Annotated in this window: 26 protein-coding genes; 9 read left to right on the forward strand and 17 right to left on the reverse strand. The window is 50.0% G+C overall.

Annotated features, from left to right (window positions below):
* From Q7J08_RS08980 to Q7J08_RS08995, 4 genes are all read left to right on the forward strand, one after another.
* A complete protein-coding gene (locus tag Q7J08_RS08980) occupies positions 1 to 747 on the forward strand; it encodes an SDR family NAD(P)-dependent oxidoreductase (protein ID WP_304911356.1) in 747 nt (248 codons plus the stop codon).
* 4 nt (positions 748 to 751) lie between these two features.
* On the forward strand, positions 752 to 1,582 hold the full coding sequence (locus tag Q7J08_RS08985; protein WP_304911357.1) for a transketolase: 831 nt from the start codon (positions 752 to 754) through the stop codon (positions 1,580 to 1,582).
* The gene (locus Q7J08_RS08990) at positions 1,579 to 2,562 is read left to right on the forward strand and encodes a transketolase family protein (RefSeq protein ID WP_304911358.1); all 984 of its coding nucleotides are present in this window, start codon (positions 1,579 to 1,581) and stop codon (positions 2,560 to 2,562) included. The genes Q7J08_RS08985 and Q7J08_RS08990 overlap by 4 nt, the downstream gene beginning before the upstream one ends.
* Before the next feature lie 686 nt (positions 2,563 to 3,248).
* A complete protein-coding gene (locus tag Q7J08_RS08995; protein ID WP_304911359.1) occupies positions 3,249 to 3,728 on the forward strand; it encodes a hypothetical protein in 480 nt (159 codons plus the stop codon).
* An 11-nt stretch (positions 3,729 to 3,739) separates the two neighbouring features.
* On the opposite strand, the gene Q7J08_RS09000 is transcribed toward Q7J08_RS08995, so the two are convergent.
* Both Q7J08_RS09000 and Q7J08_RS09005 read right to left on the reverse strand, forming a co-directional pair.
* Entirely contained in the window at positions 3,740 to 4,675 is a 936-nt protein-coding gene (locus Q7J08_RS09000) for a hypothetical protein (protein ID WP_304911360.1), read from the reverse strand.
* Between the two features lie 312 nt (positions 4,676 to 4,987).
* Entirely contained in the window at positions 4,988 to 5,872 is an 885-nt protein-coding gene (locus tag Q7J08_RS09005) for a glycosyltransferase family 2 protein (protein WP_304911361.1), read from the reverse strand.
* Between the two features lie 196 nt (positions 5,873 to 6,068).
* Here Q7J08_RS09005 and Q7J08_RS09010 point away from each other — a divergent pair, with 196 nt between their 5' ends.
* A complete protein-coding gene (locus Q7J08_RS09010) occupies positions 6,069 to 6,272 on the forward strand; it encodes a hypothetical protein (protein WP_304911362.1) in 204 nt (67 codons plus the stop codon).
* 632 nt (positions 6,273 to 6,904) lie between these two features.
* Here the strand turns inward: Q7J08_RS09010 and Q7J08_RS09015 are convergent.
* On the reverse strand, positions 6,905 to 7,480 hold the full coding sequence (locus Q7J08_RS09015; protein ID WP_304911363.1) for a hypothetical protein: 576 nt from the start codon (positions 7,478 to 7,480) through the stop codon (positions 6,905 to 6,907).
* Positions 7,481 to 7,731: 251 nt separating this feature from the next.
* Here Q7J08_RS09015 and Q7J08_RS09020 point away from each other — a divergent pair, with 251 nt between their 5' ends.
* Positions 7,732 to 8,721, forward strand: a complete 990-nt coding sequence (locus Q7J08_RS09020) for a Fic family protein (RefSeq protein WP_304911364.1) — start codon at positions 7,732 to 7,734, stop codon at positions 8,719 to 8,721.
* A gap of 94 nt (positions 8,722 to 8,815) precedes the next feature.
* Here the strand turns inward: Q7J08_RS09020 and Q7J08_RS09025 are convergent, their stop codons facing one another.
* Complete coding sequence (locus tag Q7J08_RS09025; RefSeq protein ID WP_304911365.1) at positions 8,816 to 9,073, reverse strand: hypothetical protein; 258 nt, start codon at positions 9,071 to 9,073, stop codon at positions 8,816 to 8,818.
* A 201-nt stretch (positions 9,074 to 9,274) separates the two neighbouring features.
* Here Q7J08_RS09025 and Q7J08_RS09030 point away from each other — a divergent pair, with 201 nt between their 5' ends.
* Positions 9,275 to 9,766 (forward strand): hypothetical protein, encoded by a 492-nt coding sequence (locus Q7J08_RS09030; RefSeq protein ID WP_304911366.1) that lies wholly within the window; start codon positions 9,275 to 9,277, stop codon positions 9,764 to 9,766.
* Between the two features lie 263 nt (positions 9,767 to 10,029).
* Positions 10,030 to 10,953 carry an SDR family oxidoreductase gene (locus Q7J08_RS09035; protein ID WP_304911367.1) on the forward strand — a complete coding sequence of 308 codons (924 nt, stop codon included), beginning with the start codon at positions 10,030 to 10,032 and terminating at the stop codon, positions 10,951 to 10,953.
* Between the two features lie 403 nt (positions 10,954 to 11,356).
* Here the strand turns inward: Q7J08_RS09035 and uvrB are convergent, their stop codons facing one another.
* From uvrB to Q7J08_RS09050, 3 genes are all read right to left on the reverse strand, one after another.
* Positions 11,357 to 13,291, reverse strand: coding sequence for an excinuclease ABC subunit UvrB (gene uvrB / locus Q7J08_RS09040; RefSeq protein ID WP_304911368.1), 1,935 nt, complete (start codon positions 13,289 to 13,291; stop codon positions 11,357 to 11,359).
* 2 nt (positions 13,292 to 13,293) lie between these two features.
* Positions 13,294 to 14,202: a DUF4013 domain-containing protein gene (locus Q7J08_RS09045; RefSeq protein WP_304911369.1), complete on the reverse strand. Its 909-nt coding sequence runs from the start codon at positions 14,200 to 14,202 to the stop codon at positions 13,294 to 13,296.
* A gap of 66 nt (positions 14,203 to 14,268) precedes the next feature.
* A complete protein-coding gene (locus Q7J08_RS09050) occupies positions 14,269 to 15,210 on the reverse strand; it encodes an HD domain-containing protein (RefSeq protein ID WP_304911370.1) in 942 nt (313 codons plus the stop codon).
* A 421-nt stretch (positions 15,211 to 15,631) separates the two neighbouring features.
* Between Q7J08_RS09050 and Q7J08_RS09055 the strand changes: the two genes are divergently transcribed.
* Complete coding sequence (locus tag Q7J08_RS09055) at positions 15,632 to 16,063, forward strand: hypothetical protein (RefSeq protein WP_304911371.1); 432 nt, start codon at positions 15,632 to 15,634, stop codon at positions 16,061 to 16,063.
* A 293-nt stretch (positions 16,064 to 16,356) separates the two neighbouring features.
* On the opposite strand, the gene brxD is transcribed toward Q7J08_RS09055, so the two are convergent.
* From brxD to Q7J08_RS09105, 10 genes are all read right to left on the reverse strand, one after another.
* Positions 16,357 to 17,649: a BREX system ATP-binding protein BrxD gene (gene brxD / locus Q7J08_RS09060; RefSeq protein ID WP_304911372.1), complete on the reverse strand. Its 1,293-nt coding sequence runs from the start codon at positions 17,647 to 17,649 to the stop codon at positions 16,357 to 16,359.
* Positions 17,636 to 19,459: a lipopolysaccharide assembly protein LapB gene (locus tag Q7J08_RS09065; RefSeq protein ID WP_304911373.1), complete on the reverse strand. Its 1,824-nt coding sequence runs from the start codon at positions 19,457 to 19,459 to the stop codon at positions 17,636 to 17,638. Before Q7J08_RS09065 ends, brxD begins: the two co-directional genes overlap by 14 nt.
* 6 nt (positions 19,460 to 19,465) lie before the next feature.
* Positions 19,466 to 19,978, reverse strand: coding sequence for a DJ-1/PfpI family protein (locus tag Q7J08_RS09070; protein WP_304911374.1), 513 nt, complete (start codon positions 19,976 to 19,978; stop codon positions 19,466 to 19,468).
* Between the two features lie 86 nt (positions 19,979 to 20,064).
* A complete protein-coding gene (locus Q7J08_RS09075) occupies positions 20,065 to 21,063 on the reverse strand; it encodes a replication protein C (RefSeq protein WP_304911375.1) in 999 nt (332 codons plus the stop codon).
* Positions 21,050 to 21,787, reverse strand: a complete 738-nt coding sequence (locus Q7J08_RS09080; protein WP_304911376.1) for a 4-phosphopantoate--beta-alanine ligase — start codon at positions 21,785 to 21,787, stop codon at positions 21,050 to 21,052. The genes Q7J08_RS09075 and Q7J08_RS09080 overlap by 14 nt, the downstream gene beginning before the upstream one ends.
* Positions 21,780 to 22,616: a pantoate kinase gene (locus Q7J08_RS09085; RefSeq protein WP_304911377.1), complete on the reverse strand. Its 837-nt coding sequence runs from the start codon at positions 22,614 to 22,616 to the stop codon at positions 21,780 to 21,782. The genes Q7J08_RS09080 and Q7J08_RS09085 overlap by 8 nt, the downstream gene beginning before the upstream one ends.
* The gene (coaBC, locus tag Q7J08_RS09090; RefSeq protein ID WP_304911378.1) at positions 22,598 to 23,731 is read right to left on the reverse strand and encodes a bifunctional phosphopantothenoylcysteine decarboxylase/phosphopantothenate--cysteine ligase CoaBC; all 1,134 of its coding nucleotides are present in this window, start codon (positions 23,729 to 23,731) and stop codon (positions 22,598 to 22,600) included. Before coaBC ends, Q7J08_RS09085 begins: the two co-directional genes overlap by 19 nt.
* A complete protein-coding gene (locus tag Q7J08_RS09095; RefSeq protein ID WP_304911379.1) occupies positions 23,728 to 24,597 on the reverse strand; it encodes a class I SAM-dependent methyltransferase family protein in 870 nt (289 codons plus the stop codon). The genes coaBC and Q7J08_RS09095 overlap by 4 nt, the downstream gene beginning before the upstream one ends.
* A complete protein-coding gene (locus Q7J08_RS09100) occupies positions 24,548 to 25,639 on the reverse strand; it encodes a 60S ribosomal export protein NMD3 (protein ID WP_304911380.1) in 1,092 nt (363 codons plus the stop codon). Before Q7J08_RS09100 ends, Q7J08_RS09095 begins: the two co-directional genes overlap by 50 nt.
* Positions 25,639 to 25,932 carry a DUF424 domain-containing protein gene (locus Q7J08_RS09105; RefSeq protein WP_304911381.1) on the reverse strand — a complete coding sequence of 98 codons (294 nt, stop codon included), beginning with the start codon at positions 25,930 to 25,932 and terminating at the stop codon, positions 25,639 to 25,641. Before Q7J08_RS09105 ends, Q7J08_RS09100 begins: the two co-directional genes overlap by 1 nt.
* Positions 25,933 to 26,148: the final 216 nt, after the last annotated feature.

Genomic DNA, 26,148 nt, shown 5'->3' on the forward strand with positions numbered 1-26,148 from the left:
ATGTTATTGAATGGAAAAACGGCGATCATTACGGGTTCAAATCGTGGAATAGGTCATACAATTCTTGAGACATTTGCTCGAGAGGGATGCAGTACAATATGGGCTCATGCACGCTGTGAGTCTGTATCTTTTTCAAATGAAGTAAATGTATTATCTGAAAAATTTGGGACAGAGATTATCCCCGTTTATTTTGATATGACGGATACGGAATTACTTAGAGAATCTATAAAAAATCTTATCAGATCAAAAAAAAGGATTGATATTCTGGTAAATAATGCTGGTATTGCACATGGCGGGTTGTTTCAGATGACGCCGGTTCAGCAGATAAAAGATGTATTTGATGTGAATTTTTTTGCAGGGATGGAAATAACCCAGCTTGTTACACGAATAATGACAAAACAGAAATCAGGATCTATAATTAACATGGCTTCGATATCGGGGATTGATTTAAAGAAAGGTAATTGTGCATATGGTGTTTCAAAAGCAGCTGTTATTGCCTGGACAAAGACGCTTTCATCAGAATTAGGTTCGTATGGAGTGCGTGTTAATGCAGTTGCACCTGGGCTTACGGATACGAGAATGGCGACTTTAATGGAAGAAAATGCGGGAATGGAAATGGTAAACGATTCTGCTTTCAGTAGATTGGGAAGCCCTCAGGAAATTGCGAATACCGTTTTATTTTTAGCATCAGATTTATCCTCATTTATTAATGGTCAGGTAATCAGAGTAGATGGAGGTCGTAAGTAATTCCATGGATAAGAATGATGTTATAAGCAGATGTACTGCGGCGGCAAAAGAGATGAGAAAAGATGCTCTAACCATGACCTTATGTGCAGGGAATATTGGAGCTCATGTTGGGGGTGGTCTTTCTATGGTTGAGACTATGGCTGTGTTGTATATGGGGATTATGAAATATGACATTGATATCCCATCAAACGAGCTGCGTGACCGTTTTATTCTTAGTAAAGGTCATGGGGTATTAGCCTTGTATACAGCATTAAATCAAGCAGGTTTTATTCCAAAGGAAGATTTGTGGACCTTTAAGATGAATGATAGTTATCTCCACGGTCACCCGTCAATGAATCCAGAAATAGGTATTGAGTTCTCAAGTGGGAGTCTCGGTCAGGGTTTATCCCTGGGTGTTGGTGTATGTTTAGCCCTCAAAAGAAAAAACAATAACACATCACGGACGTTCGTCTTACTCGGCGATGGGGAATGTGATGAGGGATCAGTATGGGAGGCTGCAGCGTCTGCATCACACTATAAATTAGATAATCTTGTTGCCATAATCGATAAGAATGGCATCCAATATGATGGACTGACTTCTTCTATCCTCTCAATGGATCCTCTTGATGAGAAATGGACTGCATTTGGGTGGAATACTTTTGTTGTTGATGGACATGATATCCCACAGTTATATGATGCATTATCTCGTCAGTCGGATAAACCTCTTGCAATAATTGTTAATACAATAAAGGGAAAAGGTGTGTCATTTATGGAAAACGACCCTAAATGGCATAATTCACGATTAACAAAAGAACAATATGATCAAGCTATGAAAGAATTAGGGTGTAATGCATGACTGAGTATACATCACGCAATATCCGTACCTGGTCAATGCTTGGTTCATGTGGTGCATTTGGAATTGCTGCCATGGAACTCCCAAATATAGATGATAGATGTGTTGTTCTAACGTCTGATTTATGTACTTATTCCAGTCTTGACAGATTTAAAACAAAATATCCTGACCGTTTTTTTAATGTTGGAATTGCTGAGCAGAATATGGTAGGGATTGCCGGTGGTCTTGCAAAAGAGAATTTCATTCCATTTGCTACAACATATGCTACCTTTGCTGCAACAAGATGTGCTGATCAGGTGCGCGTAAATATGGGTTACATGAAACTTGGGATTAAACTGGTTGGCTTGACAGCTGGTCTCTCGGTTGGAATTCTTGGAGCGACTCATATGAGTGTTGAAGATATAGCAGTAATGCGTGCAATTCCAAATATTGTAATATTGTCCCCTGCAGATTGTATGGAATCAATTAAAGCTGTAATTGCAAGTGCAGAAATAGAATCACCAGTTTATCTCAGATTGTCTGGGACGATGAATAATCCCATTGTATACAAAGAAGATTATAATTTTGAGATAGGTAAAGCAATTACACTTCGAGAAGGAGATGATGTTGTCATAATTGCTACGGGAACAATGGTGTACAATTCATGTAGAGCTGCTGAACTTCTGGAAGAGAAAGGTGTATCATGCAGAGTTATTGATATGCACACAATTAAACCGCTGGATGAAAATGAAGTTCAAAAGGCGTGTAATGCAAAGTTAATTGTCACGGTGGAGGAGCATAGCATGATCGGTGGACTCGGCGGAGCGGTAGCGGAATGTTTAGCTGGAATGAATAGACATCCTCCATTATTGAGAGTGGGATTGCCGGATATATTTATGCATGCGGGAACGTATGAACATTTAGTTGAAAAATGTGGTTTATGTCCCCCATCGATTAGTGACAGTATCTTTCAATATCTGCAATCTGAACACTGTAATAGATGATTCATTAATGTTCACGTATGAAGATAATAACAATTTACAATAATGATTTACTTGAACCTCTCTTGGATAAAATGGCGAAGTTAACAACTGAGGGATTTGGAGATAGTGTTGAATTATGGAGAAAAAGATTTGCTTATTGGTGGAAGGATAACCCCTATCTTACGGATGACATGCCTGCATGTTGGATAATTTCTAACGATGAAATGGATGAAATATTTGGGTTTCATGCAAGCATACCTATTTTATTTCAACATGGTGATAAGAAACTTCTTGCTGCGGGAAGTGGGACTTTTTATGTGACTCCATCAGCAAGAGGTGCGTTAAGTACTGCTTTAGGGATTCAACCATCACGGCATAAATATGTTGATGTTATGATTTCTACAACAACAAATGCCCTATCACATAAAATGATTTGCTCAATGGGGTATCGCCGTGTAGGAAATATGGATACAATTACGAATTACATGATAATTGTATGTTGCAGAGATTTTCTCTCAATGATCTCGTATTTGGCAAATCACTTTATGATATCTGAAACGGGAATGCGTAAAAAACTCTTATCCATAATGCAGGCATCATGTAATGCTATATCTAGAGTAATTCCAAAAAGGAAGATAAAGAGTGTCCCAGCTCTTACGTCATCAACAACCCATTATCTCCACATATGCCACGATTCATCCGCCTTCATGCAGTATCTCCACCTCCACAAAAAAGGTGACACCATCGAACTCTCCAAAGACAAAACCACCCTTGACTGGATCCTCTTCTCACCTGAAGTACAGGCTCTCCTTCACCGGACAACCGCACAGATATTCACCAAAACCGGAGAATACTGCGGATACTTCATCTACGACATCCAGCACGTTGGAAAAGACACGACCCTTCGCATACGCGAACTCCAGCTCCTGAAACCTGAAGATGCCGTCATAAAACTCATCCTCAAACACGCAAAGATCGAAGCGAAAAATGCAGGCTGTGCGGCGGTCTATTCCGGTCTGCAGAACCCCGACCCTGCAGTCGACAAACTCCTGCATAAACACATACTCCTGTCTCTTAAAACCGACAACAGATATTATGTTAAATTCCGGAAAAATGTGATCACTGATGTCGACCCTTACAGTATCTATGTTCCATCTGATCTGGATCCTGATGTGGGATTTATCTGAACAGCACCCGATTATTTTTTCCGGAATATATTCATCACATATTTCACAAAATACAGCGGCATGCGCAGACTGTACTCGGCCGCATTCCCGTCGATCACCGCCATATCCCTGCTGGACGAAAACGTATGAAACGCCTTTGCATACGGTGCATACCCGGGCAGGATCGATACGACCGACTCAGAAAACTCCTCGCGTGTTAACGTGTCGATGCGCATAATGGCGAGCTCTCCGCCATAGGTACGTGAACAGTCCTGTGTCGGGCGGTAGAGGACCCCCTCGTGAACAAACGGCCTTCCTCCGTCACGTGCAATAGACGTGTCATAGAGAATAGGATTCATCGGATGCGGCGTCCATGTGCCAAGCGGATCCTCCGCATACCATATCTCGAGTTTTTGCTCAGCATCCCGATGCAGAGAAGAATACGGCGTTACAAACAGCCACCAAAGACCCCCGTGATGGAAGATCACCGGGTCGATCCCTTGGTAATCCGGAAGAACAACTGCTGCCTTCTCCCAGCGGTCAGGGCTTCCATCCGCACGGTAAACTGCTAACTCGCCGGACTGGAAGTTCTCAGGGATCATATAAAGCCCTCCCTCATACTCAAAAAGATACGGATAGGAAAAATGAGTTTCTCCCTCAAGAGCCGTATGCACGTACGGCTCGATGTCCTCTGCATGCCTGCAGACGTCAGCGGCAGACACATAGGAAATTATCCCGGTTCCGCGTTTCGACTCCCAGTTTTCAAAAAAAATCAGGGGTTCGCCGAAATAGCGGGTTATAAAACAGTCGGCATAGAAGTTGTACTTGTCCTGCGGCTTGAACCAGAGGATATGTTGAAATCGTTTATGTAAAATATCGCCGGGAGCATAATCGGGGATAAGCCCAATGGCCCAGCGTGGATTTACGAGTGTTTTTCTTGCATCATCAAGGGGTTTTGGAAGCATCATCTGCGGGGTCTCCGATATTCTGAACGCAGATCTTCAAGCAGCGCAACAACAATGAAGAGATCATGCAGCTTAAATGAAGAAACACAGTATTCAGTTTTGATTATTCTCAATAGATATTGACCGCGAAATTTATAAAAGAGAGCCGTCATTGGATGCTGTACTATGTGATATCATAAATCAGCTCGATACATCCTGCTTACAAAAACAGAAATCGAACAGCATTTCCAAAAGCAGGATTGGGTGCTTTACATCACCGGACAATGGAGCAAAGCATGATGATTGCCGAATAGGGTCCGGGCACGATATATATTGTCACTCCCTCCCCACCATCTGTATCATCTGCGCCACCGCATACAAAATCACCGCAACACAGCAGAGCAGCATCCCCATCATCAGCATCATCATCGAGACGAGTGTGATCGTCGGGGACCAGGCGCCGGTCTGCACTGAAATCAAAAGCGCCTGATAGGCGAGAAAGACCCCGATGATCAGAATGATCAGCCCGGGGATCCCGAACGCCGTCACCGGCCGCCTGATCGTTACAAATCGTAACACATTCATCAGGACCGTGATCCCGTGCCTGAACGGATTCTGCGAGCTCGTGCCGTCGATATCATACCGCACTTTGATCGGGATCTCCCCGACCTTCAGACGGTGATCGCTCATCTGCACAAGGATCTCGGAGCCGGCAGACATGCCTTTTCCCGACGGATGGATCACCATATACGCACTCTTCGCATATGCCCGGTAGCCGCACTGCGAATCGCTCACGCGGATGTTTCCGGCTGCCATCAGCGTTGCACGGTCGAGAACCTTCATCCCGAGCTTCCGGTAACCGGGAATCATATCCTTACTTGACGTCTCCAGAAACCGTGAGCCGATGACAACATCATACCCCTCCATGATCTTTTCAACGAACCGGGGAACATCCTTCGGGTCGTGCTGACCGTCGGAGTCGATGATGATCAGAATATCAGGCTTGTATTTCTGTGCAGTCAGAAAGATCGTACGCAGAGCCCCGCCGTATCCCTGATTGATCCGGTGACGGATAACGACCGCACCAGCCTCTTCAGCAGCAGCTATGGTATTGTCCTTCGATCCGTCATCTACGACAACGACCACGTCAGCAAACGGCTTCACAGCAGCAACTGTGGCGCCCACACGATCCTGCTCGTTATAGGCAGGCATCGCAACCATTACGGAAGGCTTTTCAGAGAGGGGGTCCTGACTGGGTATAGAAAAATGAGAAGTTGTTGTATCGTTGTTGGCCACACTACCACCATTGTGTATCTCTCACTATAGGAATACATAGGTATTTGTGCTTCGATGAGGGTTATATTTCACGGTAGGCGGGCTCTGCTTGGCTCCGCTCTGATGCTTCATTTTGATTGGGATGCTGAACCTTCGAAGAAACACGAAGACGAAGAAACTGAATGGAGCGACGAAGACCATCTCCATCCGGAAAAGAAGACAGCGGCTCCGGCGCTGCGTTGTCAGAGCGCTGTTAGAGGAGGAAGAGGAGGGAAGGGGGTGCAGATGCGTGATGGAGCACCATGCATGGATTGTAGAGAGGATACAGGCGGGTGTGGATGGATGAAAAACCGCGTTTGCATGGCTACGCCTTGCTCTCCGCGCCGATTCGCTCTCTGACTTGGGATGAGAACCATCACTTGAAGTCAGGAGAGTATATGGCTGGGTGTGGATGGATGAGATAAAACCAACCGCGAATCGAATCCACACAAATATCACATACATTCAATCTGAGCACCCCACTCTTGATGAACTACCTTGCAACACACAGGGACCCCAGCAAATAGGATACTCCACCGCGGGACGCTCCGCGCCGGAGTCGCGTCCCCGCACCCCGAATAAAAAAAGAGTTCGCACTATTCCCCTATTAAAAACAGAAGAACTTCCTTTCCTCCGCCCCTGTCCCCCTTTTCGTGCATTTCGTTGATTTTGGTGGCTTTCACGTGGGGGACGGGGGAGGGTTCTTCAGGGGTCAACCCGGCTGATTCTTTCTTTTTCGTGTTTTCGGGGATTTTTCGTGAATTTCGTGTGATGGAGATATGCATCTACACTTTCTAATACATGAACTCGACGTACACCCAAAAAAAGAGATTCTGCACCCTTGTATATTTCGCGCCGATTCGCGGTTGGTTTTTTCTCATACATCCACACCAAGTCATCTCCCTTCCGAATTGGATTCACACCAACACCCCGTAACTCCTATTCTATAGTAACATTCACCTTATGTAATCTGGATTTCAAATCATCAAGATTCCAGATCGTCTCAGCCTCCACATTATAAAGCGGATTATAATCAGGATCATCTTCAAGGTCTAATATACCGCTGACTTCTTCCCACCTCAAAAACAACGCACGACCATAATTATCAAGATTCTGCTTTTGACGTTTTAAGTCTTCAAGCTCACATTCCAAATTCTCAATTTTTAACTGAATGGCGTCTGCTTTTACGTATTTTTCATTCAACAGTGAATCATACTTTTCTGCCTTGATTTTACGTGAATCTTCTGTGTCGCCATCTTCAACACCTTTGAATTGTTCAAGCCATTTCAGTGAATCTGCATCATCCAGTAGCTCCTCGATTTCACATTTAATATCATACAATTCTTTGGAAGAGTGGCGATGTCTATCCACTTCTTTAAGTGAAGCAGTACCCCCATTCCCTCTAAATATATCATCCATATTTGATTCCAAAAGTCTTTTCTTCTTTTCGTATAGTAAAATCAATGCAGAAATATAACAGAGAACTTTATCGGAAGGTGACTGTGTATCGGTCATAACAGGTAGTTGTTTGTGTAAGATAAAATACATCTTGGTTGAATATCAGAATCTTAAATGAGAGAATTGTCACAGCCCTCATTATGTGTATTATCATGTATATTTTCAGGGATAAAAGCAGTTCAAATTCCCTCGACGGATCATACCCATGACCTTGGAAATAGCTATTTGAGGCTGTAAAACCAACATACTATACAACGAAAGCAGCACCTGAATGCCTGCATGCTGCCGGGTCTTTTTCTGTGATCACCATGACCGACACCTTTGAAAAATGCAGATATTATAAAAAACGAATAGACGCATTACGTCCATTCCCTCCGGAAACACTCGCCTCATTAAAAAAATACTTCCGTGTAGGTCTCACCTACACCAGCAATGCAATAGAAGGAAACAGTCTTACCGAATCGGAAACAAAGGTCCTCATAGAAGACGGACTCACCGTCAGCGGCAAGCCTCTGCGTGATATCTATGAAACACTCGGCCATGCCAAAGCATACGGATACATCTACGACATCCTTTCAGCCAAAACAATAACCGAAGACCATATCAAAACACTCCACCGGTTGTTCTATGACCAGATAGACACAGGCAATGCAGGCATCTACAGGAAAGAGCGTGTTGTTGTCACCGGCAGTCATTATCCCTTGCCAAAACCGGAGCAGATCCCGGAAAAAATGAAAGAATACATCCATTGGTTCAATGCACATGAAAAAACCACGGATCCGGTCCGATTTGCAGCATTGTCCCACCAGAGATTCGTCTTCATCCATCCGTTCATCGACGGCAACGGACGGGTCGCAAGACTCATCATGAACCTCGCATTATTACGTGCAGGATATCAGATCTGCATTATTCCACCGATACTGCGGCATGAATACGTCGAATCCCTCGAACTCGCTCATAAAGATACAAAACCCTTCATCGAATTCATCGCCGGCAGGATCATCGAAACGGAAAAGGATATCCTGAGATTATTTGGAGAGTCAACAACACTGGATGAAGGTGCAAAGCAGATAAATGAAGGTGCAAATCCGAAGGTCAGCCTGGAAAATGAAGGAGTAAATTCAGTATGCAGACTCATAACCGGGCAGCCGGGCCTCAATACCAGGGATTTGGCTGAACTGACAGGTAAGAGCAGATCCAGTGTTGAACGGTATATCCGTATTCTCAAAGCAAACGGCAGAATCGAGTTCCGGGGTGCTGCAAAAAACGGCGGGTATTATCCGCTGATCGATAAATGAGCGACCGCCTGGCCTGCGACCGTAAGGAATAAGAAGCCTGTTTTGTAGGGAACGGGTTGATGGGCGAATGCTCGGGTGAAACGTTCGGAAAAAATCAGGGCTGCGTTCCCTCAATGATTTTCCGGATCTTTATCTGGATCTCCGGCGACTCAAGAGCCTCCATGAACCGGGAGGTGAGAGTATCAACACTCATCTCTCTCCGGGTCATATCTGCAACTACGAGTGAGGTCATATAATCGCTGATCGATGTGAACGGGGTGTCATCTCCCTGACATAACTCCTTGATTTTGCGGTAATACTCCGGACTGATCCGAAACCCTATCTGCTCCTTTTTGCTTTCGATCGTGACCATGATTTCTCACACTATATATCAAGTTCATATCATTAAGATATCCTGTTGAGATCGATTGAAACGGAAAACCGATCATCGCAGATGAAATCAACCGTGATCCTCAGTCAAGGGCTCCATTTTGGGTGTAATCAGGTTTGGCGTTTCTCTGTATGCGGCAAGAGAATTGGCAAAATATATATCTCCGGCTTTCCTCTCTTGTGTATGATTCAAAGGCGAAGACCCAAGGTTCCGGATGTCCGGCGGTCCTATATTATCAGTGTCTCGATCCAGCCGGGCTGCTACAGGCATATTCGCATCTCGGCAAATATGACACTGGAGGCTTTGCATGAGATAATTATATCAGAGACAGAATTCTTGGATGTTCAGCATCTGCATGCGTTTTTTATGGACAATAAAGTGTGGGGGAGTCGTGACAGCTTTTATGGATATGATGCGAACGGCGGAAATCAGCCCGGGGACATGATCGACAGGGATGTCCGACTGAGTCAGCTTGCTTTATTTAAGGGGAAGCAGTTTGTCTATGTGTTTGATTTTGGTGAGCAATGGACGTTTAATTGCCGGGTCCTGCAGGTTCTGGATGAGGATACAGAAAAGCCGGTTGTGATACGGAGTAAGGGAGAGCCGCCCGAACAGTACCCGGATGATGAAGAGGATGATGAAGAGAGTGAGATCGAATTGACTCTTAAGTCCTAAATGAGCCGGGAAAAACCCTAACGTGAGCCTTGGATACAGGATATTTCCAGCGCGTCGGGCTCCTTACTCCTAAATCAGACGTAGTGTGCTGACACGCCCGCTCGCAAATCAGAGATTTGCTCGCCGACTCGGGCTTACAGCCCTCGCTTAATCGCAAATCTATCGAGTTGGTCGCAAGTCTATCGACTTGGGCTCAAGGTAAAGCCAAATAGGAATCCTGATATCATCTTCACACCATAAAACACCGTAAGGAGACAGAGAATATGCAGTACCTCATCACCGGCGGTGCCGGATTCATCGCATCCCACATAGCAGAAGACCTGATTGCCAGAAACCATGACGTCGTCCTCATCGATGATATGTCTGCAGGAAGCGCTAAAAATATCCAACCTGACGCTGAATTCATCAAAGGTTCGGTCACGGACCGTGCCCTTCTCGACAAGATCTGTAAGACCCATACCTTCGAAGGCATCTTCCATCTAGCAGCGGTCGCAAGCGTCCAGAAGTCCATCGAGGATCCGACACTCGTCCATGAAGTCAACGCGACAGGCACCATGAATATCCTCAACGCAGCAAAAGAACACACCATCCGAAAAGTCGTCCTCTCTACGTCAGCCGCGGCATACGGCGACAACCCGGTGTTCCCGAAAAGAGAAGACATGCTGCCTGAGCCGCTCTCGCCGTACGCTGTCTCAAAGATCGCAGGAGAGATGTACTGCAGAAACTTTGCCGACCTCTTCGGCGTCGAGACCGTGGCCCTCAGATACTTCAACGTGTTTGGCCCGCGTCAGGACCCGAATGCCGAGTATGCCGCCGTCATCCCGAAGTTCACCGAAAAGATCGTCCACGGAGAGAAGCCGATCATCTTCGGCGATGGGAACCAGACACGTGACTTCGTCTTTGTCAAAGACGTCGTCCAGGCAAATATGCTCGCGATGAACTCCCATACGAGCGGCCTTTTCAACATCGGGACCGGGATCCAGACCTCATTGAACGATCTTGCAGGAATGATCATGCGTGCAGCGGGGGTCACCTGCGAAATAATCTATCAGGATCCACGACCTGGCGACATCAGATACTCGGTCGCCGACATCTCAAAGGCAAAACAGGAGCTGGGATATGCACCGAAGTACTCGATCGAGGACGGGATCAAAGAGACGGTCGCATACTTCAAAGACCTCCTTTGAAAAGGAACTTAAAAAAAAGAATGAGAGACAAAATCAAACAATAGCGCTGATTTCAGATTCATAACTTCCTTTCCGTAATCTCATATCATCGGGGTGCGGGAGGGCGACTCCGGCGCGGAGCCCGACGCGGTGGAATATCTTTATTTTGAGGCACACACATTTCCATGGGTTCATCTGCTGCGGAATATTTAACATACTCGTATTAAAGGGGATTCGATTTTTAATCGCTAAAATGCATAATCTTATCCTAAGATATTTTAATAGGATATCCCACCGCGGGCCGCTCCGCGCCGGTCGCCAGCCTCTGGCTTGCTCAAGGCTTACGTCGCTTTCGCTCCCCTCGCCAGTCGCGGCCCCGCACCCCAAAAATACGTGAGAATTATTACTTCTCTTTAATTTCCCTTCACGACCCGCTCCTCAACGCCTTCAACCGGTCCCGGAGCTGGATCGCCCGCTCGAAATCCAGCGACGCCGCCGCTGCATTCATCTCCGACTCCAGCTCGATGATCAGATTCGGGATCTCCAACTTCGGCAGGTGCCGGATATCCTTGATATCGATCTCCTTCTCCCGCACCGGTTTTATGATCGTCACCGGCGTTATCCCGTGTTCTTCATTGAATGCGATCTGCATCTCACGACGGCGTGCCGTCTCGGCAAGGGCCGCCCGCATCGAATCCGTCATCTTATCCGCATACAGCACGACATGCGAGTCGGAATTCCGGGCAGCCCGCCCGATGATCTGGATAAGACTCCGGGCATCCCGCAGGAACCCCTCTTTATCCGCATCCAGGATCCCGATAAACCCGACCTCCGGGATATCCAGTCCCTCCCTCAGCAGATTGATCCCCACGAGAACATCAAAAATACCGAGCCTCAGCTGACGGATAAGCTCGGTCCGCTCCAGGGTCTGGATCTCCGAGTGCAGATACCGGGTCTTGATACCCTGACCTGCAAGATACTCGGTAAACTCTTCGGCGAGTTTCTTCGTGAGCGTCGTCACAAGAGCACGATCCCCGCGTTTGATCACCGCCTCTATCTCCCTAAGCAGATCATCAGTCTGACCCTTGATCGGCCGGACCTCCACCACAGGATCAACGAGACCCGTCGGGCGGATGATCTGCTCCACGATCTGAGACGAATGCTCCCGTTCATAATCTCCCGGCGTTGCCGAAACGAAGATCACCTGCTTCAAATACTTCTCAAACTCAGCGAACATCAGCGGCCGGTTATCGAATGCGCTCGGCAGACGGAACCCGTATTCCACAAGAGACTGCTTCCTGGAATGGTCGCCGTTGTACATCCCCCGAACCTGCGGGAGAGACTGATGACTCTCATCGATAACCATCAGAAAATCATCAGGGAAATAATCCAGCAGACAGTACGGCTTTTCTCCCGCAAGCCGGCGATCGAAGTGCCGGGAGTAGTTTTCGATCCCTTTACAGGAACCCGTTTCTTCGATCATCTCCAGATCATACTGGGTCCTCTGACGCAGCCTGTGCGCCGCAAGATCGTCCAGACGGTTCTCGGCAAGCACCTCTTCCAGCTCGGCCCTGATAGAATCAATAGCCGCCTGCTTCTCCGACTCAGGCGTGACGAAATGGCGGGCGGGATAGATGAAGAAGTACTCCATCCGCTCCTTCTCCTTTCCCGTGGTTTTATCGATCTCACTGATCCGGTCGATTGTGTCGCCGAACAGTTCGATCCGAATGATATCGTTGAAGTAACCCGGGATGAGATCCACGGTGTCGCCTTTGACGCGGAACCTGCCGGGCATCAACTCCATGTCGTTTCTCTCAAACAGGATCGAGATCAGCCGTTCAAGAAGTTCGCGGCGGCCGATATTCTGTCCCTGACGGATCTCAAACCCGAGATTCTGGAAATTTTCCGGGTTGCCGAGACCGTAAATACAGGAGACCGACGCAATCACGATGGTATCGCGGTGGGACAGGAGCGACGCGGTCGCCGCAAGGCGCATCATCTCGATCTTCGGATTGATGGAGGCGTCCTTCTCTATGTACTGATCCTTTTTCGCGATATAACTCTCAGGCTGATAAAAATCATAGTACGAGACGAAATACTCGATATGATTGTTCGGAAAAAAATCCTTGAACTCGTTGTAAAGCTGGGCGGCAAGGGTCTTGTTGTGGGCAAGAACGAGGGTCGGACGCTGGACATTTTGTATGACGTTCGCGATCGTGAAGGTCTTTCCAGAACCGGTGACACCCAGAAGTGTCTGGAATCGTTCACCATCCTGAAGACCTTCGGTCAGCTCTTCGATCGCTTTCGGCTGGGAGCCTTTGGGGGAATAGGACGACTGTAGGGAAAACTGGTCAGGCATGATCAGAAATCATCGAAGTCGACCTCGTCAGCCTCCGGAACAATGAATGCCGTGTCGTAGACCTGGGAGAGATATCTGACGAAAAATACGATGATCGGGATCATGACGAACAGATAGACGCCAATGAGGATCACGATCGCGACACCGTTGAAGGCAAAGATCTGGGCAAGCGTGATCAGGATGAACGTGACCAGCAGGAAGAGGATGCTCATGATAACGAGGGAGAGGATGTAATCATACCAGCCGATTTTTTTAATGATCGCGGACATTTCGCGGATATGGGTCGCCTGACCAAGCGAGCCGGATCTTGTCAGATGAACGAGACCCACGAACGCATACAGCGAAACCAGGATTATGGTGATGAACTGGATGGCCACATACGACAGGGTGATAAGAACGGTGAACAGACTTTCCAGCGCCAGCACATCGATCGTGGTATACAGCCCTGCTTCGGGGAAGAGATAATAAAAGATCATCGCATAGATGAGCGAGATGACGATTATCGGGATCGCGTAATAGAGAACGACGAAATTGATCCGCCATCCGCTGAAAAACAGCCCCCAGAGATTCTTATGATCAGGCATCTCCCCGGCTTCGCTTTTGGCGATACGATAACAGTATCCCTGGATCAGCGGGACGAAGAAGACACAGGCAAGACTGATGATGACAGCAAGATACTGCAGAAGTCCGGACAAACTCGATGCAGTGAATCCGTAGTTGTTGTTGACAAACACGCTGACGAGCAGCGGCAGAACGGCGAGCTGGAAGAGGAGTGAAACGATGACCAGGCAGACCAGGATCGGAATAACGAAGTAGAGAAACAGAACGATCCAACGCGGTAAAAATTTCAGACCGAAAAACGCCTCTTTGGTATAGGTATAAGCTCCTGATATGATATCTGCATGTTCCATGGGTGCTGTCCTTATGTAATTACTATTGTCCGACTCTATTATTAATTGTTGGCTATGGCCCTGTGATTATACGGCATGCCATAGGAATTTCTCGGAACGCAGACCTTTTTTCTTCTGACCGGTGGGCGTTTCGGCAAGATCGTCGACGACGCTCCGGAGAAGGGAGCTACCGGAATCGGCTTCATGGATGAGCCACGCTTCGACGGTGAGCGGAATGACGTCCCCGTAGGATCCGTGATGGGACTGGATGATGTGTCTGAGCTGAAGAAGCTGGTCGTCGGAGATGAGATTTTTGTACTCGTCGATGTACATGATCCCCATCGTGATATGCTCTATGAGGTTGTAGGTGTCGTTTGGCACATAGCCGTATCCGACTTTGTCGAAGCAGAAGATCTTGCCGATGTCATGGAGAACAGCGCCGGCGATGACCATGTCCCGGTTTATGTCTGTTCTGGGTATGATATCAACGAGCGAGAGGGCGATCTTGACGGTTTCGAGAGAGTGTTCACAGAGACCGCCGGTGTATTCGTGGTGGCGGCGTATAGCTGCCGGACATCCGTAGAATCGTCCGTCGAGGCAGCAGGCAACGAAGAGTTTGAGGTCGCCGTTTTTGATGGTGCCGATGATCTTCTGGATCTCGAGAGCATTGGCGTTGAGGTCGGCGGGAGTGTAGATGAACGCGGTTTCCTGACCGGGTTTCAGGGTGACGGGACCTGCAAAGATATCTTTCGCGGTCTCAAGCGAGTCGGAGAAGACATGGATCTCGCCGTTCTGGTTGATCCTGCCTTTGCCGGATATTTTATAGACGCGGCCGACCTGTATGATCCTGGCGATCTCTTCAGCTTTTTCTCCATGAAACTTTGCTTCGATGACACCGGTCCGGTCGGCAAGGGTGAGGTGGGCGAACTGTTCGCCGCGTTTGCTTCTGAGGTCGGCACGTTTTATCAGGAAGAGTGAATCCACCAGGGTGGATTCGCTGATATTTTCTACGAATTGGGTTTTTTCCATGGTATCCTCGCAATTTCACCGTCAGGGAAAGTATAGTTGATTATATTGGTGTGTCGTTTTGACTAATCATGATTCTGTTTGGTGGTGTGCAGATAAGGGAGAGTATGCTGATCGGCGAAATATCAGTGATGATCACGAGGAGGTTTTGTCCCGGATCATGATACCAATGTGAACGGCAGTCGGAAGAAGGTATAGCTGATATGTGTCGTAAGTGATACATTTATATTAGATAAGTAGCAATATTCAATCAAAGTACCTTAATATAGATTATGAGTCTGTCCAATTCTCAGAGACAGAACGATGATCTAACGTATGGTCTGGTTCGTGACCGTACAAGAGGAGGATGCGGGTCCCCTTTTGTACCTGATCAGCATATGATGAAAATGTAAGCTGACCAGATGATTTTTTGGATTGAAGTACAATGGCGCATACCTACAAGAGAGATAATCCGAAGGGAAAACGTACGTTGGCGATCGTATCTTTTTTCATTATTCTCCTTATTGTGCTCGGTTTTGCGGCCATTATAGGATTTTTCGGATCAGATTATGTAGTCCAGAAGTCGCTTGAGGACCCGGATGTGGTGCTCCATATGACGGTGTCGGGAGGGGACGTGATCGTGACGATCTACGAGGGAAGAAGGGTCAATGAACTGCAGATGCTCGTTCTGGAGATCGAAAGTGTTTCGCTCCCTAGTTCGATGTCGATGATGCCGGCACCGGAATATGGAACAGGTATCGTGACTTTTTCGAATATCTGCAACGGAATAACGGGTGTCAGAAAAGTTGGGGTCCGCGGAATTTTTACGGACGGTAGTTCAAGCCTGCTCAAACTCAATACGATAAAGTTTACCTGAAATGGGGATACTGATTCGACATACGCCTCTCAGTAACGATCAGATGAGCAACTCCCATATATAGTTAAGTGGGAAAAAGGTGTACACATAACACATTATACTGACATAAAAGGTGTATTCCTCAGGTACAGACTCATCACCCGCGGCTCGAAAGTTTGATAACTTGCTCAGCCTTGGTGACATTGCATGTCATCAGGAACTCACAAGTCTGATGATTTTTCAACTACGATGGGACTTCGCGTCACCATGCACTCGCAAATCAAAGATTTGCTCAGCCTTGGTGACATTGCATGTCACCAAGACACTTCCATTACCGCTTTTTCCTCCTCTTTGAGAACGGTTCCACCGTTCTCCGGGACAAACACGTACTTCTCCATCGGCTGATAATTCGGATACAGGGCGCATTTGTCCAGAACATCCACGAACTCGCGTAGGTAGAGTCTTGGAACAACATCCACCCGGCCGCCGAACCGGTTGGTCACCTTTTCGATCATCGTTCTGATGAATTTGGGTGAAACGCGGGTCTTATCCACCTCCTGATATGCCTCTGCATAGATATTCATGACCTTGCCTGCGGCCTCGCCAAGCTTCTCCACATCGAACTTGGGAAGAACGATCTGGGTCTGCATGGGATTCGAAAATCCGTCATCAGCGATGATCCCGATCCGGTCGTAGAGAGGAGGGAGGGAACGGATGCCTTTTGAACTATCGAAGAACGCCGGCGTTCCGGCAAAAAGGAAGAAACAGTTCGGCAGCTCATTCTTATCGATCATATCGACGATCTGCCGGAGATTGATATACCCCTTCTCTCTCTGGGGACGGGCAAAAGCCTGGGCAGTTTCTGCCTCGTCAAAACTCACCAGAAGACCGGCATACCCTGCCTGGGTCATCACATACACCAGACCTTTCAGGAACTGCAGAGCATCGCCCTCGGTGATCCCGCCTTTGACCCCTGCCTGTGCCTTGAAGCTTCTGCCGACCGTTGACTCTCCCGACACCCAGCCGATCGCCGCCTGAGCCGTGGCAAAATCGCCTTTATTATTTGCCTGATAATACGTTCGCAGAGCCGAGGCAAGACCGGAACTCATCCCGCTCACCCGTTCAAGGACCGACTCGATCTCCTTTTCCGTCAGATCGACCAGACGCGGATCATCCTCTTTGATCCCGGTACTGATCAGACGGTCCTCGATCCCGTAGATCCAGGTGTCGATGATGCTTTTCAGCGCATGCTCCTCGGTCCCTGTAGTGAATCCAGAACAGATCCTGGCGTAGATCGCCTGAAGTTTATGAAGCGGCGTGTCCGGCGAGATGACGACATGCGAGGTGACGAACCGCTGCTTCTGTCCGATCTCGACCGCCCGGGAGATCAGAAAGGTCTTACCGGATCCATACTCACCGCGAACGAATTTGCAGTCCGCATGCCCGCATGCCACATACTCCAGTTGGGATCTGATGACCTTTTCCTCGGTCGAAAGACCGACCGCGAGTCGGGAAAGTCCGGCCTGTGGCACCGTTCCCCGGCGAAGTGCATTGATGATCCCAACGCTCTCCAGTTTCCGGTCACTATGTCCGTTATGTTCCGACATAACCGTACACCTCGCCGCGTTCACCGACACCGCGTTTCTCGATCAGCGAGATCCCGTGTTCGGCAAGTTTGGTAAGCATCGAGTTTACGATACCCGCAACACGCCGGGTCTCGAGAACGGCGCGAAGATCCATTTCTGTTGCTTCGCGGTGTTCTTTTAGGAAGATGAAAACCGCAGACTCACGCGAATCAAGGAACGAGAGATCATAGGCGTCAGTTTTTTGCTCCTCTTCTTCCACCTGGGTCTCGACGATGACCGGTCGTTCGGCAAGTGCCCGACCTTTCAGACGCGAGAGGACATCCATGAAATCCTCCACGCGGATCCTTGCCGGATAACAGGGAAGAACGTCGATGCCTGCGAGACAGCACCATTTGCAGGTCTCATAGTCCTGCCGTTCCAGTGCATCGATGCCTGAATACAGGTAGCCTGCAGAGAGCATCTCGCGTCCGTTCGAAGAGAGTTTGTCGGTGACACTGCTGAGTTTCTTGATGATCATATCCTTTGCTTTGACATTTTTATAGATCCCTTCCTCACCATTGAACACGGAATCTGCGATGATCTCGATATCCGGGATTTTGGACGTATTCGCCATCATATACCGGATCGTTGTCTCGCACTCGCGTTCGTCTCCGCTTCGCCTGAGAAAACCGGAATAGGCGATACCACCGCGGATGAAGTCCGCCCGGTAAGCCCGGTAATACCAGTCCCGTGCCTGAGACAGGGAACCTGCTTCTTCGTATGCTTTGCCGATCCACGCGAGACAAACCGGCGTTGGATACGGTGAGAGAATGATGCTGATGATCCCCGCGACCTCTTCTTTTGTGCGTACGGTCGAGAGAAAAGCGGTGAATTTGGATATGACCAGTTCCTGAAGAAGCGGGTCGGCGTCATCAGCTTTGCAGAGCTGGGTGATCAGCTCACGGTAAACACTGTTCGCCGCTTCACCGTTTCCAAGGCGTGCTTCCAGTTCGGCAAAGAGCAGGCGGTACACCGGATCTTTTGTCGTTTTGAGCAGTTCGCCCAGCTCATACCTCGCAGAGGTATAGTTGCCGAGAAGTTTTTCGAGAAGGATGTAGGAGAACCTGATCTGCGAAACGGTTTCATCATCGACATGTGCCTCCTCAAGACTGTCCAGTGCTGAACGGTATGCCCGCTCGGCGCCGGCCGGATCAAGTGCGGCGAGTGCCTCCAGACTCTGCCTGAGATAGACAGTGTCTTTGAGCGTGTTCCATGCACGAAGGGAGAGACGCATCGCCTTCTGATACTCCTTTTCCGCATACAGTGCGTCGATGTACTCATGACTGAAGGTATCGTCCCCGAAGTTCTGGATATGGAGAGCGATCGCCTCACTGGGTTCGCCGACGCGGGTAAGGGTCTGCATCAGTTTTCTGATGTCATCCGGATTGTTTTCCAGTCTTACGAGAGCACGCAGTGAGGGTATGGCACCTCTCATATCCTCCTTTTCGAGAAGGAGAGCAGCGTACTTCCGGAGAGCGGCTTTGTTCTCCGGATCAAGGATCAGAGCGGTCGCATACTCTTCTGCGGCAGTATTTCGGTCAGAATGTTCCAGAACAAGACCGAGATAACTGTGCAGATACGAGGATGCCGGCATGAGCCGGATGAGATCTTTCAGGAGGGAGCCTGCCGTGTCATACAGACCGGTCTCCGTGTAACTCCGTGCGGCTAAAAGAAGAAGTGCAGGATCACTTGTGCCGGATGCAAAGGAGATGACCTCTGCGTACTTTCCGGCGTTGAAAAGCTCCATTCCAACGGAGAGGTTCTTGGCGGTTGCAGCAGGGTCGTCGGTCATGTTTTTTCAGAGTATTACTGACAGAATGGCACGTCCGAACTCTTCAGCATCGAAGGGGGTTTGTGCAGTAACTACGTTACCATCAACGACGACTTTGTCCTGCATGATCTCTGCTTTATCGAGTGTGAGGATCCGAAGCGTTGCAGGCGTCTGAAGACAGGTCGCTTTTTTCCCGGCAAGGAGGCCAGCTTCAGCCAGGATAACGGGAGCGAGACATATGGCAGCGGCGACTTTGCCGGTTCTGCCGATCTGGTTGGTTATATCGATGAGTTTTTCATTTCGCCAGAGTTCGTCCTGGCAGCCGATCCCGCCGTCGATGACGATACCATCAAAATCTGCAGGATGTACTTCACTTATTGAGAAGTCCGACTCAACGATCTCTCCGTGCATGCCGTAACATTTCCCGTGGACGGTTGATGCGGTCAAACATTCAACGCCCTGGTCTTCGAGTATTTTTTTAGGAACAGTATATCCCTTATCTATGAAACGGTCTGATGCAATGACGAAGAGAATCTTCATACTATATGGTTATGTTTTGAGATGATTTAAGTTGTTCATCCTGTCAATGCTTTTCACTGCAGTCATTTTTCCGAAGAAAGGCCGAATCAGACGGAAGAGCGGCCGATCAGTTCCGTCAGTTCGGCAACGAACGCGTTCATCTGGAGATATTCGTTCTGCCCCTCGACGAGCGTTATATCGGCCTTGGAGAAAAGCAGTGCCAGATCCGGGGTAATATTCCCAATAAGACATTGACGAAGCGAACGGAGCACGTCGCCTGCACCCATGCCGTAATCTATCTGAAGATTTTCAACGATGCGTTGGGCTGCTGCAAAATCACCCCGGCCGGCCGCAAGGATGACCGCTGCCGACAACTCGCCGGTCTCAGTCGTCATAAGCTCTGAAAGATCGCTGACGTCGTGAAGGGCCATGAGTTCCAGCCAGACGAGAGCCTTTCTGAGATCGCCCTTTGACCCGAGGATCAGCATATCCAGATTCTCGTCGGAGATCGCATCATTGCATCCTTCCTGTTCGAGCACATGCTTCAGATAGTCCCGCATCGTTGCTTCATCGATCGGCAAAAAGTAGAGCGGGACGCACCTTGATCTAATCGGGTCGATGATCGATGCCAGAGAGTTGGTGACGAAGATGAACCGGCAGGTCTGACTGTACTGTTCCATGATCCGGCGAAGAGCGGCCTGGGCGTCCTTCGTGAGATCGCCTGCTCCGTCAAAGATGATCAGACGAAACGGAGCGGAGAGAGGTTTAAGCGAGGCATGCCACCTGACGACATACTTGAAATTCGCGAGAACGGATTTGTTCTTCTGATACAGGTGAGCGAACCGGTCGTTCTCTGCAAAATAGGTGTGACCCTGAGAAAACATCACGCTCACCGGCAGCACGGTCGTGTTTTCTGCAGCCGCTTCGGTATAAAAAAGTCGGGAGAAGACCTCAAGAGTTGAGGACTTCCCGCAGCCGCTTCGTCCGATCACCATCAGATGCGGGAGGTTTCCCTGTGCGGCATACGCCGATAACTGCTTTACCGGACTATTCTGTCCTATCACTTCTTCGAATGATGTCGGGCGGTATTTTTCAATCCAGAGCATGGGCAAGGAATTCCTGAATATCCTTTATCGCCTGCCTGAGGAAATATCTTCCGTCGATCTCGGGCATGGAGATGGTCTCGCCCGAGGCCTTAAGCCGCTCGCATTCCAGAGCGATGTTAGGCAAGGCACGGGTGACCTCGTCGATGATCGGCAGGGTGGCGGTCTTGGATGTCCGGTCGATCGGGTTCAGATCCACCGTGATCACCAGTTTGCCCATCGCAATGAGGGCTTCGCACCGGTCACCGTCTTCGAGAGGGACGAGAACAACGTCAGCCGATCCGATACCGTCTGGTCGGCAGAGACCGCGGGCATGGGGGAGCGGGACGCACCGCTCGACAGGTCCTTTGGAAACGATACACCCGGCCTCTTCGAGAACACCGGTGACGAGTGTCATCCGCTCCTCGGTCCGGTGGAACAGGTTCACCTCGACCTCGGCACCGCTCGCCTTCTGCAGCAGAGCGATCTCGTGCGCCGCAAGAGCTGCGGTGTTTCCATTGATGGAAAGGACCGGATGCTTTGCCGCAAGCAGAACACGGGCGGCGAGTTTCTCGGCTTCCAGCGCTGATGCGGATGTTTTTTCGCCGAACAGATAATCGAACGCTTCACCGCGTCCGTGGGAGGTCAGACCCTCCATAGAGACGACGCCGCTTTTTGCGTGAGCGGCAAGCTGTTCTCTCGTGATAAGCGATTTGTATCTTGGGTGTGATGTGGGAATATCAGACATGGTTTTCCTCCAGAATGACCGGACCTGATCTGCTGACATGCAGTAGAATCGGTTCTCCGAACTGTTTCAAAACATTTTCAGCCGCGGGACCGACGGCAAAGACGCCGTTTCCAAGCATCGTCATGGATGCAGGAATCCCTGCCGCTTTACAGGCGGCAAGCACCGGGATAAGGTCGGGCGGCATAAGCCCGCTCTTTTCCGTGAAGGAGGCGGAATTCTCCATGAACTCTGCAAGGGACGTCGGCTCGCGTTCCGGGAACGCGGCGGCAACCTGCTGCATCTTCTCATGAGAGGTGATGACGTCGTGCGTGGAGATGCCGCCAAAAGAGATCGTCCAGAACTCTTCTTCCGGATAGAAACGGGTCGTTACGCCCGAAATGCCGGGATGCGTTCTGACGACAAGACCGCCGCCGGTCGCCGCGGCCACATCGCCGAGGCCCGTTCCGTGAGCGACTTCGACCTCGTGGGCCGCAGCTGCGATATCTTCCGGTGTGAGGCCGAGGCCAAATACACAGTTTGCCGCAGAATACGCCGCAAGAAGTCCCGCGGCGCTCATGCCGAAACCTGCTCCGATCGGCATATCGACCGTGACCCGCACGTCTGCCGTCACATCGAGAGATGACAGCACCTCGCGGATCAGCCAGTCGTCAGTATGGTCGTCGCCGATCTGGATCCGGGTTTTGCATGCTTCATGCATCTCGACCGTGACGCCTTTGTCGATCACGATCCCGGCGCCGAGACTGCCTGTCGTCTGGACGGAGATACCGTCGATCCGCTTAAAGTAGCCTGAGATATGACCTGGAGCAAATGTTATACAAGAACGTCCCATACTTTCCCTGCGATCTCGTCTTTTGTTCCGCACACCGTTTCTTTATGGTCTTTTTGTAAAAAGACGTATTCGCCAAAGGCAGATCCCATCGTCTCAGGTTTGTTTGCAAGAACAAGAACAATATTATCGTATTCGAGAAGGTGGAGTCCCTCCTCTTCTGCATCCCTGCCAAGCTTGAAGCCGACGGTTTTTATTCCCTTGCCTGAGATCTTCGTGATCAGTTTTTCAAGAGGTTCAAGCGTTACGGACGCCTCTGAGCCGCTTGGAATCTTGCCGTTCACTCTCTTCGGGGCAAAGTCGGAGATCGCAGCAGCCGAAAGATAATAATCCGCTCCCTCTGCTTCGCGAAGGACCGCGTCATGCATATCGGCCGCGGTGATGACCGGCACGTTCTTCACACAAGGAACGATGCCGTGCATCGGGTTCATCACGATAGTGACCTCGGCGCCGAGACGGAACGCCTCAAGCGCAAGCTCTTTTGCCATCGTCCCGCTGGATCTCGTCGTCAGAACACGAACGTCGTCCAGCTCCTCACGGCACGACCCGCCGGAGATGAGAACGCGTTTACCGGCAAGCTTCTTGGGAGAAACGGCCCGCTCGACATGCAGACATATCTCTTCGATGCCCGCGATCTTCGCCTTCTCCTCTTCCATTCTGGGGGGGACGACATCGATCCCGAACTCTTTCAGCGTCTCCAGATTTTTCCTGACGCCCGGGTGGCGGTACATCGATTCATGCATCGCCGGAACCACGACGACCGGCAGACCGCGGCCGATCGCGGTGGTAGCAAAAGTCGTGATGATGGTGTCGTCGATACCGCAGGCGATCTTCGAGACGGTGTTCGCTGTGGCAGGGGCGATCAGAAGAAGATCCGCTTCGCCTCCTTCGCCGCAGTACTTCACATGCTCGACCATGCCGGTGATCCTGGTCAGGGCAGGATTCTGACACGCATAGGTCAGCGCATCGGGATGGATTATCCCGCAGCCTGCGGGACTGATGATGCCGGTCACCTTCGCCCCGCGGCGTCTAAGCTCGTGAGCGAGTTTGATCGTCTCAACAGCGGCAATACTGCCGCAAACGCCGAGAACAATGTGGATATTGTTGAGTCTTTTCATACCAGTTTCACATCCCAGACCGAGTGCCAAAGGCGCCCCGCATATTTCTTTACTTTATGTTCGCTGATAACATACGTAAAACCTGCCCCTTCAACAGTCTCGGATATCTCATTTTTCCGGTCACCAATACCGTGAACATGCAGAACGGTACCTGGCTCAGCGTGGTTCAACGCATTCTCCAGGAACGCTGGAGCTTCAAAATGACCCATGAGGATCCTATCATAGATCCCGGTGAGTTTTTCGCGGCAGTCTCCCAACTCAGGGATGACCCTGCCGGCGAGGCCATTCGCCTCGATATTTTTCTGCAGATAGGCAAAGGAGACCGGATTGATCTCCACTGCATGTACATCACCTCCGGCCAATGCCGCCGAGAGGGTAAAATAGCCGATGCCGGCAAACATGTCGGCGATCCGTTCGCCGGGTCTCACGAGAGAACGGAGACGGAGTTTTTCGCCCCGGTTTCCTTGCGAAAACATCACCTGCGAGGGGTCAAGCGTGTAGGTGATGCCGGCTTCCCGAAAGGTCACGTCATGAGGCTGACCAAAGAGAACGTCGGCTTTCGGCGTGCGCATGACCCCTTCGTGGGCTGCGGCATGAAGCACACAGGAGGGATTTTCCCATGCGATAAGAGCGGCGAGCTGGTCAGCTGTCGGGGCGTCTCCGTGCAGAAGAAGGGTGTCACCCATCCGCTGATACCCCGGGCCGTCATACGGACGGCGGTCAGGGATCTCGTCTTCGAAAGGATACCCTTCCTTCACCGGAACGAAGGCATACTCTCCTTCGCAGTAGACGCGGCGGGTCGTATCGACCCAGGGTTCACTCGCTCTGTTCGGGAGCGATCGCTTGGAAATCTTCCTGATCTTCATCTCTTCCCACCAGAACCAGCGTCTCACCGTCCCGGAAGAACAGGATCGTGTCGCCTTCCCTCGTATCGAGCCAGGAACGCTCGGCGACCTCTTCGGTCACTTCAGTCTTGAGATTGAGAATACCTAAGAGTCCGGCATCCTTGTAGATGACGACGCCTGTTTCGGGTTCATGAATATTTCCAAGAAGCGGGTCGCTCTCATCCTCTCTGAACGCACGTGACTGACCGGTCATCAGATCGAGTACGAACAGCATGTCCTTTGACTGGCGCATGATCTCGAAGTACTCTTTGCCGTGTTTGATGATGTCGCCGCGGGAAAATCGCGGCAGCCGAAGCGAGTAGGTGACACGGTAAATATTGATGCCGCCCTTCTGTCCGACGAGTTTCGGGTGGGTGGTGAACGAGCCGCCGAGCGCCCCGCAGATGTCATGGGCGATCGACGCTCCGATGGACTGGGAACCGAAGATGATATCGATCCCGTCTTTTGTCTCGTCGATATCCGAAACGAACGAGAGCCGGTCACCTGCCGTCTGGAGCTGATCTTCTATCTGATAGGCGATCTCTCCTGCACGGAACAGCTCGAACTGGGTGGGTTTTCTCCCAGAAGCCCGGACCTGGATCACGCCTTCATAGTAGCTCCCGGCTATCCTGCAGCAGCGGTCACACTGTTCACGGGCCCAGACGAGCTTGACTTTTTTGCTCTCTTCGAGGGCAATGCCGTACAGATTTCCCATAACATGGACCGTTGCAAGTGACCGGTTGCTGCTGGTATCTATGATACTGATCTCTTTTTGGATTTCTTCAACGTCTTTGTGGAAAACGATGACACTGTTGACGAGATTCTGACCGAGTTCCTCTTTATCGACCGCGACATCGGACCATATGCCGGCGGTTTTTATTGAACCGCAGGTAGGGCAGACGATACACTCCGCTCGATCTGCAATAGTGACCCATACCGCATCTTTGACGCGGCATTTTCCGCAAAGCTCGCCGTTTTCCGACGGGACGCCGCATTTGGGACAGAATCCTTGTGTAAGGCTCATTATACTCCGTATATCTGGGCGTGGGGGACGCCGGCGATCATCAGACACGACTCTAAATCGAGGAGACCTGCTTTGATCGCTATATCGCAGACGCGTTTGCCCATCAGATTCGCGCTGCAGACAGCACCGAGAGCTGCCAGAAATTCCTCTTCGGTTGCTATCGTATCGCCGTAGAAGGAAGAATCTATTTCAACGTCGCATAAAGGACTGGTTAATGTTTTTCCCAGGAGTTCGGCATCGCACGCAGCGAGGATGCTTCCCTGACCAGGGATATTGTGTATCTTGAGGTACATTGCTGTAATACATTTGGTGCTAATGGGTAAATAAGCAGTTGGCGGGCGGGCTGCCACGTAGTGGCGGCCTTAGCTGAGCAAATCTTTGATTTGCGAGCGGCGGGGACCTTTAGGTCCCTCAGCTGAGGCGGGCTGACCCGCAGGGGCGGCCTCAGCCGAGCAAGTCGATAGACTTGCGACCAGGGCTGAGCGAAGCGAAGACTTGCGAGCGGCGGG

The sequence above is a fragment of the Methanocorpusculum sp. genome, assembly GCF_030655665.1.
Classification (GTDB): domain Archaea; phylum Halobacteriota; class Methanomicrobia; order Methanomicrobiales; family Methanocorpusculaceae; genus Methanocorpusculum.